At 62.0% G+C, this 23865-nt stretch carries 19 protein-coding genes; 17 read left to right on the top strand and 2 right to left on the bottom strand.

Annotated features, from left to right (window positions below; translation table 11 throughout):
* Positions 1–12: 12 nt before the first annotated feature.
* The 11 genes from ACCQ08_RS18685 to ACCQ08_RS18635 all read left to right on the top strand — a co-directional run bounded on the left by ACCQ08_RS18685 (position 13) and on the right by ACCQ08_RS18635 (position 12312).
* A complete protein-coding gene (locus ACCQ08_RS18685) occupies positions 13–1335 on the top strand; it encodes a PilN domain-containing protein (RefSeq protein WP_373450621.1) in 1323 nt (440 codons plus the stop codon).
* Positions 1332–1898, top strand: coding sequence for a type II secretion system protein GspM (gene gspM, locus ACCQ08_RS18680; protein WP_239810576.1), 567 nt, complete (start codon positions 1332–1334; stop codon positions 1896–1898). Before ACCQ08_RS18685 ends, gspM begins: the two co-directional genes overlap by 4 nt.
* Before the next feature lie 86 nt (positions 1899–1984).
* Positions 1985–2536, top strand: a complete 552-nt coding sequence (locus tag ACCQ08_RS18675) for a hypothetical protein (protein WP_373450620.1) — start codon at positions 1985–1987, stop codon at positions 2534–2536.
* A gap of 43 nt (positions 2537–2579) precedes the next feature.
* Positions 2580–5018, top strand: coding sequence for a type II secretion system secretin GspD (gene gspD, locus ACCQ08_RS18670; protein WP_239810578.1), 2439 nt, complete (start codon positions 2580–2582; stop codon positions 5016–5018).
* Positions 5019–5045: 27 nt separating this feature from the next.
* Positions 5046–5462: a hypothetical protein gene (locus ACCQ08_RS18665; RefSeq protein WP_239810579.1), complete on the top strand. Its 417-nt coding sequence runs from the start codon at positions 5046–5048 to the stop codon at positions 5460–5462.
* Positions 5463–5639: 177 nt separating this feature from the next.
* Complete coding sequence (locus ACCQ08_RS18660) at positions 5640–7160, top strand: cell surface protein (RefSeq protein WP_312460800.1); 1521 nt, start codon at positions 5640–5642, stop codon at positions 7158–7160.
* 230 nt (positions 7161–7390) lie between these two features.
* Entirely contained in the window at positions 7391–8221 is an 831-nt protein-coding gene (locus tag ACCQ08_RS18655; protein ID WP_313331161.1) for a peptidylprolyl isomerase, read from the top strand.
* A gap of 104 nt (positions 8222–8325) precedes the next feature.
* The gene (locus ACCQ08_RS18650) at positions 8326–9129 is read left to right on the top strand and encodes an ABC transporter permease (RefSeq protein WP_182325625.1); all 804 of its coding nucleotides are present in this window, start codon (positions 8326–8328) and stop codon (positions 9127–9129) included.
* An 11-nt stretch (positions 9130–9140) separates the two neighbouring features.
* Positions 9141–10448, top strand: a complete 1308-nt coding sequence (locus tag ACCQ08_RS18645; protein ID WP_373450619.1) for an ABC transporter ATP-binding protein — start codon at positions 9141–9143, stop codon at positions 10446–10448.
* Positions 10449–10534: 86 nt separating this feature from the next.
* Positions 10535–11431, top strand: coding sequence for a class I SAM-dependent methyltransferase (locus ACCQ08_RS18640; protein ID WP_373450618.1), 897 nt, complete (start codon positions 10535–10537; stop codon positions 11429–11431).
* Positions 11428–12312, top strand: a complete 885-nt coding sequence (locus ACCQ08_RS18635; protein ID WP_373450617.1) for a class I SAM-dependent methyltransferase — start codon at positions 11428–11430, stop codon at positions 12310–12312. The genes ACCQ08_RS18640 and ACCQ08_RS18635 overlap by 4 nt, the downstream gene beginning before the upstream one ends.
* Positions 12313–12354: 42 nt before the next feature.
* On the opposite strand, the gene ACCQ08_RS18630 is transcribed toward ACCQ08_RS18635, so the two are convergent.
* Together ACCQ08_RS18630 and ACCQ08_RS18625 are read right to left on the bottom strand one after the other, a co-directional pair.
* Complete coding sequence (locus ACCQ08_RS18630) at positions 12355–14394, bottom strand: glycosyltransferase family 2 protein (protein WP_373450616.1); 2040 nt, start codon at positions 14392–14394, stop codon at positions 12355–12357.
* Positions 14395–14457: 63 nt separating this feature from the next.
* Positions 14458–18153: a methyltransferase domain-containing protein gene (locus ACCQ08_RS18625; protein ID WP_373450615.1), complete on the bottom strand. Its 3696-nt coding sequence runs from the start codon at positions 18151–18153 to the stop codon at positions 14458–14460.
* Positions 18154–18234: 81 nt separating this feature from the next.
* Here ACCQ08_RS18625 and ACCQ08_RS18620 point away from each other — a divergent pair, with 81 nt between their 5' ends.
* The 6 genes from ACCQ08_RS18620 (at position 18235) to ACCQ08_RS18595 (ending at position 23855) form a co-directional block, all read left to right on the top strand.
* The gene (locus ACCQ08_RS18620; RefSeq protein ID WP_373450614.1) at positions 18235–19140 is read left to right on the top strand and encodes a glycosyltransferase family 2 protein; all 906 of its coding nucleotides are present in this window, start codon (positions 18235–18237) and stop codon (positions 19138–19140) included.
* 66 nt (positions 19141–19206) lie between these two features.
* Entirely contained in the window at positions 19207–19998 is a 792-nt protein-coding gene (locus ACCQ08_RS18615; protein WP_373450613.1) for a glycosyltransferase family 2 protein, read from the top strand.
* Positions 19998–21098 carry a glycosyltransferase family 4 protein gene (locus ACCQ08_RS18610; protein WP_239810589.1) on the top strand — a complete coding sequence of 367 codons (1101 nt, stop codon included), beginning with the start codon at positions 19998–20000 and terminating at the stop codon, positions 21096–21098. The genes ACCQ08_RS18615 and ACCQ08_RS18610 overlap by 1 nt, the downstream gene beginning before the upstream one ends.
* Before the next feature lie 73 nt (positions 21099–21171).
* Positions 21172–22065, top strand: a complete 894-nt coding sequence (argB, locus tag ACCQ08_RS18605) for an acetylglutamate kinase (RefSeq protein WP_239810590.1) — start codon at positions 21172–21174, stop codon at positions 22063–22065.
* 200 nt (positions 22066–22265) lie between these two features.
* On the top strand, positions 22266–22946 hold the full coding sequence (slmA, locus tag ACCQ08_RS18600; RefSeq protein ID WP_312417112.1) for a nucleoid occlusion factor SlmA: 681 nt from the start codon (positions 22266–22268) through the stop codon (positions 22944–22946).
* A gap of 168 nt (positions 22947–23114) precedes the next feature.
* Positions 23115–23855, top strand: coding sequence for a TetR/AcrR family transcriptional regulator (locus tag ACCQ08_RS18595; RefSeq protein ID WP_373450612.1), 741 nt, complete (start codon positions 23115–23117; stop codon positions 23853–23855).
* Positions 23856–23865: the final 10 nt, after the last annotated feature.

Genomic DNA, 23865 nt, shown 5'->3' with positions numbered 1-23865 from the left:
CAAAGCACCCTTATGGCAATTTCTACTGAATCGCGCTTTTTTGGGCTGGACCTGAACCAGCTCAAGGCCGATATTTTAAAAACCTGGCGCAGGGCGCCGCAGTGGCCGCCGCTGTCATGGCTGCGGCCCGTGCAAATGCTGCGGCTGGTACCTGCAGAGGGCGCCCCTACCGTGGTGTGGGAAAGCGGCGAGCCGGTGCTTAAACCTGGGCGTGAGCCTGTGTTTTGGGCGTTGGAACTGCCCGAGCACATGGTGCTGCGCAAGACGGTGGCCCTGCCTGCGCTGGATCCTCAGGATTGCGCCAGCGCTGCTGAATTGGAAGTGCAGGCGATCAGCCCTTTTGCTGCCGATGATCTTCTCTGGGGCTATACCGAGTTGAGCCGCAGCAGCAAGGGGGTCAAATTGCTCGTGGTCCTGGCTTCCCGAGCGCAGACCGAGCCCTATCTGCAGGCGCAGGTGGCCCAGCAGCTGCATCTGCAGACGCTCAAGGGCCAATCCAAGGCAGAGTCGTTGGAGCAGCCCGAAGTCTGGGTGTTTGCACCGGAACGCAGGCCGGTGGTGTTCCAGGGCTTTGGTGAGCAAGCCCGTTATGCACTGGGTCGCAAGCGGCTGTGGTGGAATGTCGCTGGGGTGGCGCTTGCTGTGCTGCTGCTCGCTGCGATTGCCGCGACTCCTACTGCACAGTTGCGAATGCGTGCGATTGAGGCCACCCATGCCTATGAGGGTATGGCCGCCAAGACCGCCGATGTAGTCGCCAAACGCGATACGCTGATTCAGAGTGCCGACAAGGTCGCTGGTCTGTCGGAGCTGTTGGCCGAGCGCATTGATGGGGTCCAGGTGCTCAGCATGCTGACCAATGTGTTGCCTGACGATACGGCCTTGCAATCAGCGCGTATCCAGGGCAGCAAGGTGACGATCTCCGGCTTGACTGAGAATGCCTCGGCCCTGATGCAAAAGCTCAGCAACCAAGAGGGCGTCAAGGACGTGCGTGCGCCCAGCGCTGCCACCCGCATGGGTGGCAGTAATAAAGAGAGTTTCACCATCGAGCTGGGGTTGGATGCCAAGGTTTTTGGCCCTAAGACGGTAGTGGAAGCCGCTGCTAAACCGCAGCCTGTAGAGCCTGCTGCTGGTGCGCCCGTTGGCGCGGATGCACCTCCAGCCCCCGTTGCCCCTGCGTCTGTCCCTGCAGCCGCCGATGCCCCGGCAGCAGGTGCCGTCCCGGATTCTGCCCCACGCCCTGCGTCCCGAGCCACATTGGGTGGCAGTACGAAGCCGAGAGCCAGTTTGGGAGGATCCGTAACCCCTCCCGCTGAAGCTGGAGGGAAACAGCCATGATCGTGACCCGTCCCAACCGCAAAGAACTGCTGATCCTGGTTGCCACTGCATTGCTGGTGCTGCTGCCTTTGATCGGTCTTGGCACTTATGTCGCCAGCAAGCACCTTTGGGCGCAGGCCCGCCTATCGGAGTTTGAACCCCGTTATGCGCGACTGCGTGGCCTGGATCTGCAGCGCGAGGAGATCGACCAGTCGCTGGAACGTGCCCTGCAGATCCGCGCCGAGTATATTTACCCCGCGAACCAGGATGTGGCCCAGACGGGCAACGCGGTGCAACAGAAGGTGCGTAGCCTTCTGACCACGGCAGGGTTGACTGTGGTGAGCAGCCAGGTGCTGCCTGCCAAAGAAGAAAAAGGTTTTGACCGCATTCCGTTGTCGGTACGGGCCGAAGGGGATCTGCTTGCAGTGGACAGCGCCCTGGCTGTCTTGAATGAGCAACTGCCAGTGATGCTACTGGCCGACGTGGAAGTCAGAAACCAGGGCACTTTGCAAGTGATGAATGACAAGATGGCGCCTCGCCTGAGTCTCCAGATGACCTTGAGCGTGTTGAGGGAGCGTCCATGAAGCGCTATATAAGTGTCATTCTGATAGCTGCCAATATGGTGTTGGCCCTGGCTTTGGTCTGGATGTGGCTCAGTCCAAGTGGCGGGTTGAAAAATACCCATTGGGCGATGCCCCGAGGCCAGAAGTCCAACCTGGATGGTATCGTGCCCCATTTGGGCAAGGCGCAGCCGATGGATCACAGCCAGTTTCTGGCGATGCTGGACCGCCCCTTGTTCTCCCCCACCCGCCGCCCGCCGCCTCCGCCTCCGGTAGCGGCCGCAGAAGCACCGCCCCCGCCTCCCGACTATCTGGCGGACGCGGTGCTGAGTGGTGTCTATCTCAGCGAGGATGGCAAGACCGGCGGGATCATTATCAAGTTCCAGGGCAAGGACAAATCCTTGCCATTGCAGGGCTTGCTCGATGGCTGGACCCTGAGTTCGGTAGCGGAAAACCGGGTGTATTTCACCCGCGCTGGCGTGACCAAGGAAATTGCCTTGCAAAAAGGCAAGCTGCAGCAAGGCTACGGTCCCGCGACAGAGACCAATGTGCCGCAAAGAGCTATGCCCGCCCAAATCGGGCAGCCGCCTGCAGGCACCGATACCCCACCACCGCGTCGCCGTGCAAGCCTCGGCGGCTCTACCGCTGCCCAGCGCCCCTGAGCGTGGCAATCTCTATAAATAGATAGATCCTAGGGTTAGAACCATGAAGTCTCCCGTATTTTTCAACACGGCGCTGGTAGTTGCACTGGGCCAGATCGGCATGCTGCTGCCGGCCCAGGCGCAAACTGCAGCACCGCTGCCTGCGGCACAGCCTGCAGCCCAAGTGGCTGGTCAGCCGCCTGTGCTGCAGGCGCCCAATATCCTGATCTCCCCCAAGATGGGTAGTGACGAGGAAGAGCAATCGACCGAGCCGCGGGTGATGCGCGGCACCGATAAGCTGCTGAACATTGACCCGTCCGCACCGGTCACCGGTGGCGCGCCGGTCAGCTTCCGTTTCGAGGAAGCGCCAGTCGCCGAGGTGGTTCGCACGGTGATGGGCGATATTCTGAAGATCGACTATGTGATGCACCCGCCGCTGCAGGGCACGGTGACTTTGACGACGCCCAAGCCGATCGATCCGGACAAGGCCGTCTTTCTGCTGGAAGCGGCCCTGCAGGCCAATGGACTGGCGATGGTGCGCGATGCCCGCGGCACCTACCAGGTCGGCAAGCCAGAGGTGCTGCGCAGCCTGGTCGGCAATGTGCGCATCGCTGGTGCGCCGGGCAGCATGGCACCCGGCTACGGTGTGATCGTGGTGCCGCTGCAATACATTGGCGCCACCGAGATGTCCAACATCCTCAAGCCCATCATTCCGGCCGAAGCGTTGATCAAGGTCGACACCGTGCGCAACGTGCTGATCATGCAGGGTACGCGCACCCAGTCTGAAGGCTGGATGGAGATGGTCAAGACTTTTGACGTGGACCTGCTCAAGGGGATGTCGGTAGGCATCTACCCGCTGAAGCACGCCTCGATCGAAGAAGTCAGTGCGGCGCTGCAAATGGTCAATGGTGGCGGCGGCCAGGCTGCGCAAGGGCAGGGCGCTGCAGCGTCGGCGGGTATTGCGGGTGGAGCGGCCAGCGCTGCCGCGCAACGCCGTCCCGGCCAGGCAACCGGTGCTGCTGCCAGCGGTAGCGGCAATAACCAACTCAGCGGCAATGCGGCAGCGGCAGCTGCGCTGCTGACCTCGCTGGGCGATTCCAATCCCCTGTTCGGTGCTTTGCGGGTGCTGCCGATCCCGCGCCTCAATGCGCTGATGGTGATCACGCCACGCGCCTCCTACCTGGATGAGGCAGAGCGCTGGATTCGCCGCCTCGATGTGCCCGGCTACGGGGGCAGCGAGCCTGAACTGTATGTCTACCGCGTACAGAACGGCAATGCCAAGTACCTGGCCCAGGTGCTCAATGGCATCTTTGGTGGCCAGCAAGGTGCCGCCGGCAACATGACTTCCGGCGTAGCGCCCGGGCTGAACGGCGTCAACAACAATAACAACCGTTTGGGTGGTGGCTTCAACAACTTTGGCGGTACGACGGGCTTTGCATCTGGTTTTGGCAATAACAACGCCAACCGCTTTGGCAACACCGGCAATGCCCAGCAGCAAGGGGGCACGCCCACCATCACCGCTACCGCTATCGGTGATATCCGCGTCGTAGCTGATGAGTTCAACAACACGATCCTGGTTTGGTCCACGGGTTCGCAGTTCCGCAAGATCGAGGCGTCGCTCAAGCGCCTGGACGTCGCGCCTATCCAGGTGCTGATCGAGGCCAGCATCATTGAAGTGACTCTCAATGACAACCTGGAGTATGGGGTGGAGTGGTTATTCCGTAACAGTGGCATCGGAGGGCGCAATTTCTCGGGCACCGGCAGCCTTGGGTCGTTGAATAACACGACTCCCGGCACCATTGCTGCGGCAGCTGGCAACTTTACCTATTCGCTGTTTAACAGCGGGGGGGATATCGCCGCTCGCTTGAGTGCCGTTGCGGGGCAGGGACAGGTAAAGATGCTCTCCAGCCCCTCGGTGATGGTGATGGACAACCACCCCGCCTCCATTTCGGTGGGCGAGCAAATTCCGGTCAAGGTCAGCAGCACCATCACGTCGACCAGCTTTCTGTCAGACAACTACCAGCTCAAGGACACGGGGGTGATCTTGAACGTCACGCCTTCCGTCAATTCCGGCAATATGGTCAGTCTGCAGATTGACCAGTCGGTCATCGACAGTGCCGGCCTCGATTCCGCATCGCAACAGACCAAATTCTCTAACCGCCAGCTAACCAGTAAGCTGGCCGTGCGCTCGGGTGAATCCATCGTCATGGGTGGTTTGATCAGAGACCGCAACGAAGACTCCGACTCGGGCATCCCTTTGCTGAAAGACATCCCGATCATTGGCAAGGCCTTCAGCAGCACTGTTAGAAAAACTGCGCGCACGGAACTTTTGCTCGTTATGACGCCTCGTGTCGTACGTACTGATGTGGATGTGCGGGAAGTCAGTGAAGAGTTGCGTGACCGCCTGCGTGGGTTGAACGATGATGATCTGCTCATCCGCGCCAACAATGCCCCCGCCCCTGCATCCCGTGTTGTTCCGGTGCAACCGGTGCAGACGCAGTAAAGAACCATGTTGTAGAGATACTGAGAAATGACTTCTAACCTGATGATCCAATCCGCGAAAGCTTTGTTTGCAATCGGTGCTGCCGCCTCGATGGTGGCCTGCGCCAGCTTTCAGCCAGATACCCCCGAACAAGCTGTATTGAAGCGCTCGCAAGGCTATTGGGATGCTCGCCTCAAAGGTGATGCAGAAAAGACACGCAGCTATATGAATGAGGCCTTTCGCCTGGCTGTAGATGAAAAGCTCTTTGCTAAAAACTACATGGCGACCTTTGCTGTCGCTGCTGAAGCACAGAAGGCCACTTGCGAGCCTGAAAAGTGCGAGGTCGGCGTGAATTTGAAGGTGAATCCTCCGATTCCCGGCCGAAAAATGGGTACCATTGACATGTATTCGAAGCAAACTTGGTTGCTCGAAGACGGTCGGTGGAACCTCTACCAAGCGCCTTGATGCTGACAGGGATGCGCGCGAGCCACTGTGCATGGTTGGTTGTTGTAAATTCTCAACAATCGACTAAAAAAAACAGGCTGCTAGCTTTGCATACCCCGTGAGCGCTATGCTATTATTTCTTAGCGTAAACAATCGTGGTAGTTGCGCTGACTAACTTTTTTTAACTGGAGTGTGTTTATGAAGAAAAATGTTCTGGCACTGAGCATTGCTGCCATGATTGGTGGTTTTGCAGGCGCCGCTTCTGCTCAAGTGTTCCCTAACACCGGCATGACCCCCGCTACCGCTGCCACTCTGGAGCAGAGCGAAGGTGGCGCTGGCCACATCCTGGTGGTGCCTTACTTCACCTCGCAAAACGACAACATGTCCGTGTTCCACGTGGTGAACACCGACACCGTCAACGGCAAGGCTCTGAAGGTTCGTTTCCGTGGCGCTGCCAACTCTGACGATATCTTGGACTTCACCGTGTTCCTGTCGCCTGGCGACGTGTGGACTGGTTCGGTGCAAGGCAACGAGAACGGTTCTACCTTCCTGACCAACGACAAGAGCTGCACTTTGCCTGACATCCGTGGTCAGCAAGTTCAATTCGTGACCGACCGTCTGCCATCTGATGCAACTGCTGCACAGACCAAGGAAGGCTACGTTGAAATCCTGAACATGGCTGACATCGTGCCTAGCTCGAACAGCCAGTCGATTTACTTTGCTACCAAGCACGTGAACGGCGTTGCACCTTGCACGGCAGCTACGCTGGACAAGACCCTGGAAATCAACCCACTGAGCACCACCAGCGTTGCCAATGCTGCAGCTCTGGGCTTCGATACCCCATCGGGCAAGCTGACTGCTGACTGGTACATCCTGAACGTGAACCAAACCACCACGTTCTCCGGTGCTGCTACCGCTATCGCTGCTACCGGCGGCAATGGCCGTGGTAACTTCGTGCTGTTCCCACAGGACGAAACCAACTCCGCCGCTACTTCGGGCAACGCAGCTTCGCTGACCGCTGACCCACTGCTGAAGGGCAACATCGTCAAGCCAGTGAACTTCGACTTCCCTGACCTGTCGACCCCTTACCTGGCTACCACGGCTAGCCCAGAAGCCCAAGCTTCGCGTCTGACGCAAGCTGTGGCTAACAACGGTGTGTCGAACCAGTTCGCGCTGGACACGCTGATTGCTGCGAAGACCGACTGGGTGCTGTCGATGCCTACCCGCCGTTACAGCGTGGGTGCTGACTACACGAAGAAGCCTACCGAGGCAACGTACCGCGTGTTCAACGCCGGTGTGGTCGATCTGTCCAATGCTCGTTACTTCACCGAGGCTAACACCTACGTGAACACCGCCAACGGCCTGATCTGCGCTAACACCAGCGGCTACACCTTCTGGGATCGCGAAGAGACCTCCAAGCGCAACGGCGCTGTGATCTCTCCAAGCACCCTGAAGGGTCTGGACTTCTGCGGCGAAGTGAACGTGCTGTCGTTCAACGACGCAGCTGGTACCTCGGTGCTGGGTGCTTCCGTTGCTCGTACCAACGTGCAAGTTGGTTACGAAAACGGTTGGGGCGCTATCAGCTACACCAAGGCTCTGCCAGTGGTGGGTTCTTCGTTCATCAAGCTGATGAACAGCGGTGGCGCAGCTAACGGCTTCAGCGGTACCTACGGTATCACCTGGCCTCACCGTTTCGCCAAGCCAGTGGCTGCTCAGTAAATTTAGCGATAAGCTAAAGTTCTAGCCTAGACCGAAGGACAGAGAGTGATCTCTGTCCTTTTTTTCTTTTTGGATGATGCCGGATGCCCGTGCTTTTCGCTGGGGTTCATCCATGAATGATTCGCATAGCTTTGCTATGCTGCTTCTTTTGAGCTGAGGAATGCTAGATGCGTAGTTGGTTGACATCTCTTGGAGCGGCAGCGGTACTCGGAGCCAGCAGTGTGGCCGTCATGGCACAGGCGGCAGATCCAGTGCTGATCGAAGGCCATGGTGTTGCAGTTCGTGAGAGTGACATCTTGAGCGATGCCAAGCGTATGCCGGAAGAAATGCGAGCCTCGTTCTTGGCCCGCAAGGAAAGCGTGGCCCAGATGGCTGATGCGATCTATGTTCGCCGGGTGTTGGCCTTGCGAGCGAGCCAGGAGCAGATGGACAAGCAGCCCGAGACAGCGGCGGCTGTCAGAATTGCGACGGACAAGGTGCTGTCAGACGCATACCTGGTGAAATTCGACAAGGACCATACACCTGATCAGAAGGTGGTCGATGCGCAAGTGAGCGCAGCTTACCTGGTCAACAAAGATAAGTACCAAGCGCCTGAGCAGGCGCATGTAGCGCATATCTTGATTGCCAACCAGGACGATGCAAAGGCCAAGGCACAGATCGAGAAGCTGCGCCAAGAAGCGGCCTCCGGTGCCGATTTCGCCCAACTCGCCAAGACCAATTCCTCGGATGCAGGCTCGGCGCTCAAAGGCGGTGATCTGGGCTTGATACCCCGGGGTCAAACCGCTCCTGAATTCGAAACCGCTGCGTTTGCACTCAGCAAGCCGGGCGAACTGAGCCCCGTAATCAAGACGCAGTTCGGCTACCACATCATCAAGCTGATCGAGAAGAAGCCTGCGCGTACGATGTCGTTGGAAGAGGTGAAGCCGCAACTGGAGAAGCAATTTGTCCAGCAGGCGATCCAGCAGGCGCGCAAGGCTGAGATTGAAAAGATCAACGAGAAGACCAAGGCCGACTCCGCCAATCTGGAGGCATTCTCTGCCAAGTTCGCGGCGCAAAAATAATAGCCTTTGTTAAGGCAAGCAACAAAAGAGGAGGCCATGCCTCCTCGACTTGTTTATGTCATGCTGATAGGCTCGGCTCGCTCACAGATAGGCTCTCCCCGTCCATGCTGGATTCCTTGATAAAAAATACCCGCGAACTGGTCGCCAGTCGCGCCCTGGTCGGCGTGATGACCCGCCGAGAGGTAGCCGCACGCCATGCGGGCACTGCGCTGGGCGTCATCTGGCCCTATCTCCAGCCGCTGCTGTCCGTTGCGGCTTATTACCTCGTGTTCGACATCGTGTTCGCGATGCGCCTGGGGGAGGGTGCATCCAGCCATGCGGTGGGTACCTTTCTGATTGTGGGGGCGCTGCCCTGGATGGCGTTTTGCGATGCGGTCTCGCGCGGCATGGGCAGCCTGCTGGAGGCAGGATCCATCTTGCAGAAGAACCCGCTGCCACCGGTGCTGTTCCCGGTGCGATCGGTGTTGGCCAGCTCCTGGATCTTTGGTCCGCTGATGCTGCTGCTGGCGTTGTGCTACATCCCTGTGCACCATATGCAGTGGGGGGTATTGGCCTTGCTGCCGCTGATGGCCATGCAGCTGCTGATGACCTTGCTGCTGTCGTACGCGCTGGCAATCTTTGCGGCGGCCTTGCGCGATACCGTGCAGCTGGTGGGCTTTATGCTGTCGGTGGGTATCTACCTGACGCCGATCCTGTTTCCGATCACGATGTTTCCGCAGGGCTGGCGCTGGCTGCTGTGGTTGAATCCGATGGCTTCCTATGTCATGGGCTACCAGTCTGCGCTGCTGCAGGGCCAGTGGCCGGAGCTGCAAGTCTGGGTGGTGAGCGCTGTGTGGATTGCAGTGCTTGCCGTGGTGGTGAATGTGCTGGTGCGGCGCAGCCGCGATCAGCTGGTGGACTGGCTATGACGGGCGTGCAGATGGCGAAGACGCAAGAGACCGCGGCCGTGCTGGTGGTCAAGAAACTGGGCAAGGAATACAAGCTGTATGACTCCCCGCGCCAGCGTGTGAAAGCGCTGCTGACGGGGCGGGCCATGCACCGCAGCCACTGGGCGCTGCGTGAGGTCAGCTTCAGCCTGGCGCGCGGCCAGTGCATCGGTGTGGTGGGTGACAACGGTGCCGGCAAGAGCTCGTTGCTCAAATTGCTGGCAGGCACGATGCAACCCTCGACCGGCTCCATTGAGCGCTCCGGCCGCATCACCGCCATTTTGGAGCTGGGCGCGGGTTTCCACCCTGATTTCAGCGGCCGCGACAACCTGTATTTTGCCGGCAGCCTGATTGGCATCAGCCATGAGGAGATGCGCAAGCTGGAGCCGGAGATCATTGCCTTTTCCGAGCTGCAGGACGCGATCGACCGGCCGGTCAAAACCTATTCCTCGGGCATGAATGTGCGCCTGGCCTTTGCGCTGGTCACCGCCGTGCAGCCCGATGTGCTGATCGTCGACGAAGCGCTGGCCGTCGGTGACCAGAGCTTTCAGAAGAAATGCATCGAGCGCATTCTGGACTTTCGCCAGAAGGGCTGCACCATCCTCTTTTGTTCGCACAGTCCCTACCATATTCGCCACCTCTGCGATGCCGCGTTGTGGCTGGAGCAGGGCCAGGTGCAGATGTTTGGCGAGACCGAGGCGGTGCTGGCGGCCTACGATGTGCGCACGCGCCAAAAGCAGGATGAGAAGGACCGGCAACAGTGGGGTGATGATGCGGCAAGTGCCGCGCGGTCTGTGCTGGCCGATGCGGCTGCAGCAGCGGTGGCTACAGAACCGGCCGATCCACTGGCTACGCCCTATGCCGTGGAGCCCCCCAACCTGCCTCCAGCCAAAGAGGCTGGCAACGCCTGCATCCTGTCGGTGGATATTGCCAACCTGAGCCCGGGCGACCCGCCGGTGTTGCAAGGCCAGGACCTGGTGATCACGATCAAGGCACGCGGCAACGGGGCCGAGCGGCCCAATATCGGCTTCATGATCGAGCAGAACAAAGGGGTAGGCATTGCCTGCCTGGCCACGCACGAAGAAGGGGCTGTGCCCCTGCCATTGCCCGATGGCAGCTGGCAATCCGTGCTGCGCTTTCCCGATCTGCCGTTGCACAGCGGTGACTATGTGGTCAGCGCCTTCTTGTTCGATGGCTCGGGTCTGGCGGTCTACGACCAATGGTTCCAGTACACCGTCTTCCGCTTTATCTACCCCAAGCCGCTGCCTGGACTGGTACGATTGCCCCACCATTGGAGCTGAGGCTGCGCGCAAGCGCGTGCGCCGCTTGAACCCCAGGAAACGAGCGCGCCAGCGTCTGCGCTGGCGTGCCCACCGCCCCCAGATTTATGACCACGAATTCTCCCTCTGCGACCAGCCAGGGCCAGCAGTTGCTGGCCGAAGCCCAGCTGATGCTGGCCAATGGCAATTTTGAAGCGGCCTCGGGCCTGCTGCTGCGTGCCCGTGCCGAAAAGGACGTGATGCTGGCAGCGCATGCGCTGATCGAGCAGCATGGGCTGACCGGCTCGTTCCGCAACATCATGGGCCTGGACTGCACGATTTCCACAGCCGATGATATTTTTGGCTTCTTTGCCCGCCACCCCAGCAGCAACAACCCGCTGCGCGACTACCTGGCCGATGGCTGGCGCACCCTGGCCGAGCTGATGACGGTGATGGAGCGTGTCGGTCAGCCGCTGGTGCAGAGCCAGCATTTTCTGGAGTTTGCCAGTGGCCATGGCCGTTTTACCCGCCACCTGGCCCATCTGCTGGGCCCCGGCAAGGTGACGGTATCGGATGTGGTGCCCGATGCGGTGGACTTCGCGCAGCGTACCTTTGGCGTACAGGGCTTTGTCTCTGCCAGCGTGCCTGAGCAACTGGTGGCCCCGCGCCAGTACGACACGGTCTTTGTGCTGTCGCTGTTCAGCCATCTGCCGCGTAGCACCTGGGGCCGCTGGCTGCAGGTGTTGTACAACCTGGTGTCGCCGGGTGGCATTCTGGTGTTCAGCACGCACGGCATCAAGGCGGCCCGGTTTGACAGCGTTCCGCTCGATGATGAGGGCTTTTTCTTTGCGCCGTCGAGCGAATCGAACGCCATCGATCCGAACGAGTACGGCACGGCCTTTACGACGGAAGCGTTTGTGCGCGCGCGCATTTCCGAGACCGTGGGCGCCGACAAGCTCGAATATTTCTCCCCCGTGCAGTTCTGGAACCACCAGGACGTGTACGTGCTGCGAAAGCCCTCATGAACCGCGGAAACCGTATGCGCCGCCTGGCGCAATTGCGTGAAAAGCTGCTGGGCCTGCCCGCGTTTGACGACAGCAGGATCACCGATGAGTGGTTCCGCTCCCACTTCCACTACGCATCCGATGTGGTGGCGCAGTGGCTCAGCCCAGTGATGGATGTGAGTACCGCCCGCCTGCTGCAGTTTGGCTGCGGCGATGGCATCACCGATCTGGCCCTGGTGCTGCGCCATGGCGCTGCGGCCATCCACGGCGTTGATGTGCGGCAGGAATACGCCAAGCTGACGCGCATTGCGCAGGAGCAGTTGGGCCTGCAGCGCATTCCGGCCGCGCTGAGTTTTCAGACGATCACGCCCAGCGCGCCGCTGGCGGGCCAGGCGCCGCTCTATGACGGCATCATGAGCTGGTCGACCTTTGAGCATGTGCAGCGCGACCAGTTGCTGCCCATCCTGAAAGACCTGCTGGCATGCCTGAAGCCGGGCGGGCATTTCTTCTTGCAGATCGAGCCGCTGTTCTACTCCGCCTTCGGCTCCCACCTGCGCCGCTATGACAGCGTTGCCTGGCACCACCTGCTGGTGGACGAGGATGCGCTCTGGAAGGTGATAGCAGCCTATGACGGTGAACTCAGCCCCGATGAGGTGGACTTTGGCTTTGCCGATTTTGGGCCGGAGGGCTACAAGCGCTTTGTGTTCAAGGAGTACCAGGAGCTCAACCGCCTGACCGCCGACGAGCTAGTGGCGCTGGCCAAGGAAGCGGGGTTTACGGTGGCACGCGAAGAGCGCCGCCACTATGAGCCCGAGCCGGTGCCCGAGGTCTTGTTGGCGCAGTACCCGCGCGAGGTACTGACCAACAACGAGATCTTTTTGCTGCTGCAGCGTCCCGTTTGATCATGGGCCGGCAGCCCGTAGAGGGCGCCGGCCCGTTTTTCGTCAGGCGGCGGGCTGGGTGCCTGCCGCAGCCACTGCCTGCTGCAGCGGTTCGGAGACACTGGCGCTGTAGCTCAAGCGCTGCATGCGCTGGCCCAGGCCGCTGCGGCTGAAGAGGCGGCGGTTGATCGAGGGCTGGCAGTGCAAAGGTGTGCGCACCAGCCAGCAGGTGTGGCGCACTTCAAAAGCGGGGTGAAAGTAGGGGTCGCCCTGGTCCAGGAAATCGCGCCAGCGGCTGGCGAACAATGCCGAATCCTCGGGGTGCGGGTCATAGCCTTCGGCCTTGCCCCGGGTGATGGATTCATGGTGGATCAATGTGGCTTGCGGGCAGTACAGCACACGCCAGCCCAGCTGCAGGGTGCGCAGGCACAGGTCCACATCGCCAAAGCCTACGGACAGCTTCTCGTCATAGCCGTCGATGGCATCAAACGCATCCTTGCGCATCAGCAGGCAGGCGGCGGTCACGGCCGATACTTCATGCGTACTGACCAGGCGGCCCATGAAGGCGATGTCGACGCGGTCGGGAGGCAGCTTCAAGAACTTGCCGTAGTGCTCGGCAATGCCGAAGGCGCCTACGCAGACACCGGCGTGCTGGATCGATGTGCGGTCGGGGTAGAGCAGCTGAGCGCCCACCATGCCGACGCTCGGGTCCTGGCACTGCGACAGCATGTGCTCCAGCCAGCCGCTCTCCAGCGCCTCGATGTCGTTGTTGCAGAACAGGTAGTGGCTGTAGGGGCGGGTCAACTGGCGCACGGCCCAGTTGTTGATGGCTGAGAAGTTGAAGGGCCCTTGGTAGCGCAGCACGGTGGCAGTGCCGTCTTGCTGCAACTGGGCAAAATAGTCCAGGCTGGCCTGCTCGGTCGAGTCATGGTCGATCACGATCAGGTCGTAGGCGGCATGCTGCACGGTGGCGCGGATGCTGTCCACGCACTGGCGCACCAGGCTGCCGTAGTTCTTGGTCGGGATGATGATGGCCACACGCTGGCCATCGGCGATCTGGTGCTGCGTCTCAAAGAAGTTGAAGGACACGCCGGCGGCCGAGCGCGCGGCGATCCCGCTGCGATCCAGATGGCGTTGCAGCACCGCAGTCGAGGTGGCCATCACCTGGGCCATCTTGTCGTGGCCTGCCGAGCCGGTGTGGGTGCGCCATTGGTAGAGGAGTTCAGGCAGGTGCACGATGCGGCTGGCCGCCTCGCTGACCCTCAGGATCAGATCGTAGTCCTGCGAAATGCCCAGGGCTTCGTCAAAGCCGCCCAGGCTGCGCAGCAACGCCGTGCGAAAGCCCACCATGTGCACGATATAGGGGTGGCTGCGCAGGTATTCGGGCGAGAAGGCCGGGCGGTGGAAGTACTGCAGCACCTGCTTGCCATCGGGGCTGACCAGCACTTCGTCCGAGTACAGCATGTCCGGGTCATCGGCCATGACGCTTTGGGCGACGCGGTAGATGGCCTGGGGCTGGAGCAGGTCGTCATGGTCCAGCAGCACCACAAAGGGAGAGGTGGCCAGCGCCAGCGCCCGGTTGCTGGCGTGCGATACGCCATGGTTGCGCTCGCCCAGGTGCAGCTTGATACGGGGCTCCTGCGCGGCCAGTTCTTGCAGCATGCTGCGCACATGGGGCTGGGTGGAGGCATCGTCGGCGATGCACAGCTCCCAGTGCGGGTAGATCTGGGCGCGCACCGAATCGACCATCGCGGTCAACATGGCCGGGTCGGTGTTGTAGGTGGGCACCAGGATCGAGATGCTGACCGGCTGCGTCAAGCTTGCAATCTCGGCGCGCAGCACCGGCAGCACCTCGCTGGCCAAGCGCTGCTGGTAGTCCTGCCAGGCATCGGTGGGGGCGACCGGTACAGTCGGGGCATCAGGGTGGCCCAAGGACAGCAGCTGGTGCTTGAGCATTGGGGTGCCACCGGTGCGCCAGGCGCGCCAGAGCCGGCGGCTGTTGCTGCCCAGTTGGCGGGGATCGGCGGCCAGCAGGTACATGCTGCGGGCCAGCTGGCGCAGCTTGTGGGGCAGCTTGCGCAAGGTAGAGAGAGTGGATGACAAGGAGCGGCTCTTGGTTTTTGTAGCAGGGGTGCTTGATTTGCAAGCACTATCGGGCCATTTTATTTAATGGGGGGATTGGCGCAGGCCCGTCAGGTAATCGTGTCCGTAGCTCCAGGGCTGCAGGTACTGGGCCTTCAGGTCGACCGCAGCCGCCGGTGCCGGCAGCGGTGGCTGGCCTTCGATGTACTGGCGCTGGCGAATGTCGAGCATCAGTGCCAGCCATTCGTCGGCCGACGTGCTCCAGGGACGCAGCCAGGTCCAGGGGCGGCCAGCCAGGCGCTCGGGGAAGGCGCCGATATCGGGCGCGATCACCGGCACGCCGGCCTGAAGGCAGGCGCTCAAGGTGTAGCTATAGGTCTCGGGCCACAGCGCGGGGAACCAGACCACATCGGGCTGCAGGCGCGCCATCAGTGCGGGCAGGTCGGCATCGTCGTAGGGTCCGTGTATGGTCAGGCTGGCATGGGGCTGGGTGCGCATGCGGCGGTGCGGGTAGCCCAGCAGGTGCAGCTCGACGGGCGCCTGGCTCTTGGCAGCAGCCAGTGCCACCGCTTCCATCACATCGCCTCCCTTGGCCAGGCTGACGCCGCCGAGGATGAAAACGCGCAGATGCGCATGGGGCGCCAGCGGTTGTCCCTTGGGCACGGGCAGCGTCGCTGCATCGGGGATGTCATGGTGGGTGACATAGCGCACCGGCGCATCGGGGAAGTAATGGTGCATGCGCAGCGCGGCATCCTTGCTCGGGGCCAGCACATAGCGCGCCTGGTTCAGGAACAGGCGGTGCCGCATGCGCCAGGCATCGATGTACTCGCCAGTGGGCGCGGGCTCGGCCCCCGAACATTGTGGGCACTGGGCCACACCCAGCGCCGCATAGTGCGCATTGTGCGTGGGCTCCATCAGGTTGATCTGCGGGCAGATGGCGTAGTAGTCGTGCGCGGTGAAGTCATAGCGCACGCCCAGCAGCTCGGGCAGGCGCATCACTTCCAGGTTCAGGCCCATCAGGTGGTGGAAGTGGATATGGCTCACGCCCAGCTCGCGCAGCAGCGCTACCAGCGCTTCCGATTGCGTAGGCCAGTGGAACTCCTCGTCATAGCCCTCGGCCGCATCCAGCCACTGCAGGCGGATGTAGTTGTCTTCCAGCGGCGTCAGGGCCAGCGATACCGCGCGGTCACGCAGGCTGTGGGCCAGCTCCTTGACATGGCGCAGGGTGCCGCCGCCGGCGTTGTGCAACACCATCAGAATGCGCGGCAACGGGTGCTGGCGCAGGCGGGCCTTGTCGATGGCATTGCGCGCGGCCTGGGCCGGGTTGGCTTTCAAGTGGGCTTGCACCAGGCTGTCGTAAGCGGGGTGCAGCTGCAGCAGGGTCTGGTAGGCGGCCTGCTCGCGCGGCGTCTTGCTGTCGCCGAAGCTGACGCCGCCGGTGTGCAGCACCACGCTGTCCAGCGCCAGCAGATGGCGCCAGCCCAGGTCATGGGCGCGCATGCAGAAGTCGTTTTCTTCGCCGTAGCCCTTGCCGAAATGCTCCACATCAAACAGGCCGGTCTGCGCCAGGCAGTCGCGGCGGATGTACATGCAAAAGCCGACGCCGGTGGGCACCTCGACCGTCTGCCCGGCATTGGCGCTGGCGGCCAGATGGTTTAGGCGCAGCAGGTCGGCATCTGCGGGCAGCGCATTCTTTTCGCAAAAGCGCGGGTAGCTGCAGATCGTCGCGTTGTTGGACAGCGGCGTGACGCTGCCCACATCTTCTGCGCTGTAGGCCGCCCGGTACAGGCGGTCCAGCCATTCGTGGGACACCTCCGTGTCGCTGTTGAGCAGCAGCACATCGTGGCTGGGGTTCAGCGCCATGCCCCGGTTGACGGTGGCTACAAAGCCCAGGTTGCTGTCGTTTTCCAGCAGATGCACGCGGCTGTCCTGCTGGGCCAGTTCGCGCAGCCAGGCGGTCAGCTCCGGCTCTGGGCTGGCGTCATTGATCACCACCAACTGGCTGTTGGTTTGCGTCGCCGCCTGCAGCACCGACTGCAGACAGCGCTGCGTATCGCCCAGGCCCCGGTACACCGGGACGATGATGTCAACCATGGTCGCGGGCTGGGCTGCTGCCAGCGGGCGCACGGGTTCGGCCAGCGTTTCAGATCGATTGGCTTCCTCGACCACGACGGCGGGCACCGCCTCATCCTGCGTCTCAGCGCTCACCTCTGCGGCATCGAATGCCTCCACTGCTTGCACAGGCTCGGGCTCGGGCACATGCACGACGGCCGGGGCGGGCGCAGGCCGGCCGCGCAGCCGGGCCTTGGCGCTGGCCAGCTTCTGGCCGACGCGGTAGGCCTCCGAGGCCTCGATATTGCTCAGATGGGTTTGCAGATTGTTGATATGAGTCTGCTGGCCCTGGATGTGCTCCTGCTGCTGGGCAATGGCTTCTTCCAGGTTTTGGCGCTGGTCCTGCATATGGGCCTGCAACTGGCGCAGCTGCGTGTGGGCATCGGCCTGGGCCTGCTGCGCGCGCAACACCTCGGTGTCCGCATGGCGGATGCGGGCCTGCAGTTCCTGGGCGCTATCGGCCAGCGCCGCATAGTCGGCGGACATGGGCCAGCCCAGGCTGACTTCGAGCACCGCACCTTCCGTCTGCAAGCAGTCCTGCAGCAGCGCCGGCGCAATCGGCAGGTGCAGGTGCGGGTCGTCGCCGGTCAGCAACAGCAAGGTGCTGCCCGGCGCGGTGGCGGGGGCCGGCTGCCAGCTGATCTGGCTGTGCGGCACTTGAGCCAGCGCTTCGGGCTGTTCTGCCTGCCAGCGCCAGCGCAGCGCGCCGCTCGCGTCATACAGGCGCATTGCGTGCAGGTGCAAAAAGCCGGGGCGGTCGGCCGGGTCCCAGCGCAAGCTGGGCTGGGCGCCTTCAAAGCGAGGCAGCGCAAAGCGAATGTTCTGCTGCAGCGCGCCGATCTGGCCCTTGGCAATCAGCTTGTGCGACTCGCTGAACTGGCCGGCATCGGCCCAGTACAGGTTGGTGGTGAAGCTGGCATGTGCGGTGTTGGCCTCGCTCTCGATCGCCAGCAGTGCATGGGCCTGGGCGGCGGCGGCATCGCTGCTGGGGCGGATGCTGCAGATGAACTGGTAGGCCAGCGCATCGGGCTGGGCCAGCAGGTAGCGCATTACCGCGGGTGGCAGGCTGTCGGCGGTGGTGCGGGCAAACTCGGATTCGTCGAGCGGGCGATCGACGGTCTCCAGCGATTGCACGCTCCACTGGCCCTCTTTCATCAGCCGCAGCAGCGACTGGCGCGTGAAAAAGCGCAGATGCGTGCGGTCGAGCAGGCCTTCCTCGCGGTAGCGCAGTTCGCCCTGCATCAGCTCCATGACCAAGCCGCAATAACCGGCATTGGGGATGGAGACCAGGATTTCACCGTTTTCTGCCAGCAGATCACGGCAGTCGGCCAGCAATTGCTCTGGTTGGCGCAGATGCTCAAGGACATCCGCGCAAACGATATAGTCATACTGACGCCGCGTAAAAGCCTCGGCCAGGTTGATCTGTTCCAGATCCGCCACAGCGAGATCGCGATAATACGGCCTGGCGAGCGCGGCCTCTTCGGCACTGAACGTCACCCCATCCAGGATGCAGGCCTTGTGCTGCTGCAGGTACTGGCCCAGCACACCTGGGCCGCAGCCCAGATCGAGCACACGGGCGCCCGGCTGTATCTTGTTCGCCAGCACGGACAGCGAGCTGCGTTGCTGGAGATCGATGTGGCGGGTGTAGACGTGGTGTTCGCGGGTCATGGATATGGGAATGGATAGGTATTCTGCCGGGATAGGCCTGCACAGGCAGGTGAACAATGAATGACTGACAAGCAAAATCGTGTGGCAATTCTATTGTCTACATTCAATGGCGAACGGTTTCTGCCTGCGCAGCTTGATTCCCTGCTGGCGCAGAGCCATGCAGGTTGCGATATCTGGGTGCGCGACGATGGCTCAAGCGACCAGAGCCTGGCCATTGTCCGGCGCTATGCCAGCATCCATCCGAACATCCATTGCCAGGCAGGGCCAAACCTTGGTTTTGTAGCTAGTTTTTACGAATTATTGCAAAACGTGGGCGCGGGCTATGATTTCTATTTTTTCTGCGACCAGGACGATGTCTGGCTGCCCAGCAAGGTGAGCCGCGCATTGGCACTGCTGAACGCCGAGCAGGGCGCGGCACTGTACTGCTCGCGCACCCAGTATGTGGACCGTGAGCTGCAGCCCATCGGACCCTCGCCCGATTATGACCGCAGCGCCATAGGCTGGGGCAATGCGCTGGTGCAGAACATTGCGACCGGTTGCACGATTGCCCTCAACAGTGCGGCGCGCGAGCGCCTGCTGTCGCAGCGCCCGGGCTTTTGCCTGGCGCACGACTGGTGGGCCTACCTGGTGGTATCGGCCTTTGGCCGGGTGGTGTTCGATAGCGAGAGCCACATCCTCTACCGCCAGCATGGCAGCAACACCATCGGCATGCAAAAGCAGGGCCTGGCCGGCCAATGGGCGCGCGTGCAGCGCTTTTGGCGCCGGCTGCGTCAGGCAGGGCCCGGCTGGATCGACCAGCTGAGCGAGTTTGACCGGCTGCATGGCTCCAGCCTGCCCGATGCCCAACGGCACCAGCTGCGCATGCTGATTCGCTCGCGCAGCAGCTGGATCACTGCGCTGCGCGCCTCCGTCCAGCACTATTACTGGCGCATGAGTGCAGTCGACACGCTGATCCTGCGCGTGCTGCTGGCGCTGCGTCTGTACTGAGGCGCGCTGTTACACGTGGACGGCGGGCAGATTTCTGGGCTGACCGCTGATGGATAATGCCCGCTGATGTCCGCCAGCCCCACCTCTCCACTCCCGCCCATCGCCTTGTCCGTGGTCAGCCATGGCCATGGCACGATGGTGCAGCAGCTGCTCGATGCCTTGGCTGTGCATGGCGCGGGCGGCGCCGGTGTCAGCCGTGTGGTGCTGACCTTGAACCTGCCCGAGCCTGCGCCCGTGGCGCCTGCCGGCGGTTGGCCCTTTGTGCTGGAGCTGCGCCACAACACGGTGCCGCAAGGTTTTTCCGCCAACCACAATGCCGCTTTGGCTGGCGCGGCCGAGCCAATGGTCTGCGTGCTCAACCCCGATGTGGACCTGCGCGGCGGCAATCCCTTTCCGGCCCTGGTGCGCGCGCTGCAGCGCCAAGGCGTGGGCCTGGCCTACCCGATGCAGGTGGATGAACATGGCCAGCTGCAGGACAGCGAGCGGGAGTTGCCCACCCCCTGGTCCTTGCTGCGCCGCTATGCTGTTAAACGGCGGGAGACCCGTGCCGAGTGGGTCAATGGCGCGATGTGGCTGCTGCCCACCGCAGTGTGGCAGGGCATTGGCGGGCTCAATACCGCGTACTTCATGTACTGCGAGGATGTGGAGCTCTGCCTGCGCCTGCGCCTGGCCGGCTGGACCTTGGCGCGTGCCAATTGTGTGGTGGGCCATGCCGGGCAGCGCGCCAGCCACCGCCGGGCCCGCCATGCTTTGTGGCATATTCGCAGCTTGCTGCGGCTGTGGGCCTCGGCAGTTTTCTGGCGCGCCCGGGCCTTGCTCCGGCGCACCCCCACCGCAGCACTCACAATGACCGAATAATGATTTTCCTGGCAGTGGTCGCTTTTCTCTGTACGCTGATTGGCGCGGGTTTCATCGTGCGCCGCATGCGCGGCCACGCCAAACGCTATGGCAAGGATTTGCCCCAGCGCTTCCACGTCGGCCATATTCCGCGTCTGGGCGGCCTGGCCATGTTCAGCAGCCTGGTGCTGACGGTCGGCGTCGCCGGGGTGCAGAACTGGTGGGGCTACTACGGCAATGCATTGCACTGGAACCAGTGGGTGCTCTACTTCTTCATGGCCATGCTGCCCGCCGTGGCGGGCGGCATTGCCGAGGACATGACCCAGCGCATGACCGTGCGCTACCGCCTGATCCTGACCTTGCTAACCGGCTTGCTGGCCGTCTACCTGCTGGGCATGACGGTGCCGCGCATGGGCCTGGTCTGGATGGACGCGGCACTGAGTGCCGCGCCTTGGCTGGGCATGGCACTGGCCGTGCTGGCGATTGCGGGCCTGCCGCATGCCTTCAACATCATCGATGGCTACAACGGGCTGGCCGGCATGGTGGCGGTCATCATCTGCGCGGCGCTCACCCATGTGGCGCTGCAGCTGGGCGACCGGGAGCTGGCCGCCATCCTGGTGATCACCGCAGCGGCCACCCTGGGTTTCATGTTCTGGAACTACCCCATGGGCCAGCTGTTTGCCGGTGATGGCGGCGCCTATGTCTGGGGCATCGTGATCGCCTTTTGCAGCATCACCCTGGTGCAGCGCCACCCCATCGTCTCACCCTGGTTCCCGATGCTGCTGCTCATCTATCCGGTCTGGGAGACGATGTTCTCCATCTACCGCAAGCTCGCGCGGGGGGACTCGCCGGGCATGGCCGATGCGCTGCACCTGCACCAGCTGATCTACCGCCGTATCGTGCGCAGCGTGCTCGATGAAAATGCCGCACGCCGCATGCTGCGGCGCAATAACCGGACGGCTCCGTATTTGTGGGCGTTCACTTTGCTCACCGTGGTGCCGGCGGTTCTGTTCTGGCGCAACACCTATATCCTGATTGGTTTCTGCGCGCTGTTCTGTGTCTCCTACGTCGCTGCCTATCTGGTGATCGTGCGCTTCAAGCTGCCGGGCTGGATTCGCTGATCAGCAGGCAGGCGGCACTTTGGGGCACAATGCGCGTTTTGCATCTTCTCCGCTGCTGTAAAGGCCTGCAACCATGACGACTCCTTCTCTCTCCATTGCCCCGCGCGACAAGGCTGAAATTCTGGCGCAGGCGCTGCCCTACATCCGCAAGTTCCATGGCAAGACCATGGTCATCAAGTACGGCGGCAATGCGATGACCGACCCCGAACTGCAGGCCGACTTTGCCGAAGACGTGGTGCTGCTCAAGCTCGTGGGCATCAACCCTGTGGTGGTGCATGGTGGCGGCCCGCAGATCGAAAATGCGTTGAAGCGCCTGGGCAAGGAAGGCAAGTTCGTGCAGGGCATGCGCGTGACTGACTCCGAGACCATGGAAGTGGTGGAGTGGGTGCTGGCCGGCGAAGTGCAGCAGGACATCGTGGGCCTGATCAACCAGGCCGGCGGCAAGGCCGTCGGTCTGACCGGCCGGGATGGCGGCCTGATCCGCGCCCAGAAGCTCAAGCTCAAGGACAACAAGGATCCATCGGTCGAACACGATGTGGGCCAGGTCGGCGATATCCTGTCCATTGACCCCAGCGTGGTCAAGGCACTGCAGGACGACGCCTTCATCCCGGTGGTCAGCCCGATCGGTTTTGGCGAGAACAACGAAAGCTACAACATCAATGCCGATGTTGTGGCCAGCAAGCTGGCCACGGTGCTGCAGGCGGAAAAGCTGATGCTGCTGACCAACATTCCCGGTGTGCTCGACAAGCAAGGCCAGTTGCTGACCGAGTTGACCTCGCGCCAGATCGATGAGCTGATCGATGACGGCACCATTTCCGGCGGCATGCTGCCCAAACTGGCCGGCGCCATTGATGCCGCCAAGAGCGGTGTCAATGCCGTGCATATTGTCGATGGCCGCGTTCCACACGCGATGCTGCTTGAAATTCTGACCGATACGGCCTACGGAACAATGATTCGTAGTTATTGATACATTTGATTGCGTAATTGAGTTGCGCATCTGGCAATGCACATGATTTTTATCATTTTTCTGCAGTTCTTTTGCAGTAAGATGTTACAGAGGGCCCAGGGTTGCGCTTGCAACCTGTGAGGCGAGTGCCTTACTTTTATCAATAAAAAATACCTGGCGGTGTTGGGAGACTGCGTCGGGTGCAGCCTCATATTCAACGCATGTCTGATCAAGAATCTTCTTTCGCCGCCGACCTTGTCGATGCGTCGCTAGAAGCCGCTAACCCGGCACCTACCCGTAAACGTCCGAAACCCGGAGAGCGTCGAATCCAGATTCTGCAGACGCTGGCAGCCATGCTGGAGCAGCCCGGCGCAGACCGGATCACCACGGCAGCGCTGGCCGCACAAATGTCGATCAGCGAAGCGGCTCTGTACCGCCACTTCGCCAGCAAGGCCCAGATGTATGAGGGCCTGATCGAGTTCATCGAGCAGTCCGTCTACAGCCTGGCCGTGCAGATCACCGGCCGCGATGTGCCCGACCCCGCCAAGACGGTGGAGCAGGGCATTGCCCAGGCCCACCGCGTGGTGGCCATGGTCCTGCAGTTTGGCGAGCGCAACCCTGGCATGGTGCGTGTGATGCTCGGCGATGCGCTGCAGTCCGAAAACCCCCGCCTGCAGCAGCGCATGCAGCAGTTCTTCGAGCGCATCGAGACCACCTTGCGCCAATGCCTGCGCGTGGTACCCGGCGCTGACGCCTCGGCCACGCCGACGGTGGATGCCAATGTGCGCTCCAGCGTGCTGATGTCGTTCCTGATTGGCCGCCTGCAGCGTTTTGCGCGTTCTGATTTCCGGCGCCTGCCCACCGAGCAGCTCGACAGCTGCCTGTCGTTGATGGCGCACTGACGCCGCCTGACTCCATCGCAAAAGCTGCTGTGCCTGCCCGGGCCAGCAGCTTTTTTCATGGCGGGTCTGCGCATGCCGTGGTTTACCCTTGCTTTGCACGGCAGCGGTTGGCAGCACACTGGGTTTGTGCAAGAATCAAAAAAAGAACGATCGTGCTATTTTTGATTTATGACCAAATCCCTTGCCTCTACACCGGCTCCCGCCGAGATGGCCAAGCTGGCCAAAGGCGCCCAGACGCGTGCTGCGATTGTGGACGCCGCCTTGTCCCTGGCCGCGCAAGAGGGGCTCGATGGCCTGTCGCTGGGCATGGTGGCGCTGGCGATGGGTATGAGCAAGTCCGGCGTGTTTGCCCATTTTGGCTCGCGTGAGGAATTGCAGTGCTCGGTGGTGCGCGAATACCACGAGCGCTTTGAGCGCGAAATCTTTGTGCCGGCGCTGCAGGTGCCGCGCGGGCTGGCCCGTTTGCTGCACATGGCCACCGGCTGGATGGGCAGCACCGCCCAGCCCAATGACGCCAGCCGCCTCTACGGCAGCCTCTACATCAGCGGCGCGGTCGAGTTCGACGACCGGCCTGGCGATGTGCGCGATGCGCTGTCCGAATCGGTGCGCATCTGGATGGATGCGATGCGCCGGGCGATCGTGCAGTCGCAGACCGAAGGCCAGCTGCGCAGCGATGTGGCACCCGACCAGGTGCTGTTCGAGCTGCACGGCGTCATCTTGTCGCTGCACTACGAAACCCGTTTTCTACGCGGCCCGCTGGCGCTAAAGCATGCCGCCACCGCGTTGCGTAGCGTATTGCTGCGCTATGCAGTCCATCCCGAGCGCGAAGCCGCGCTGATCGATGCCGCGCTCGCCCCATGCCTGGCGGCGCAGCCCGATGCGGCTGCGCCCGCTTCCGTTTCTGTTTGACCTCGTCATT

This window comes from Comamonas sp. SY3 (assembly GCF_041730275.1).
Classification (GTDB): Bacteria; Pseudomonadota; Gammaproteobacteria; order Burkholderiales; family Burkholderiaceae_C; genus Comamonas; species Comamonas sediminis.
This window is presented reverse-complemented; position numbering and strand designations above follow the sequence as displayed.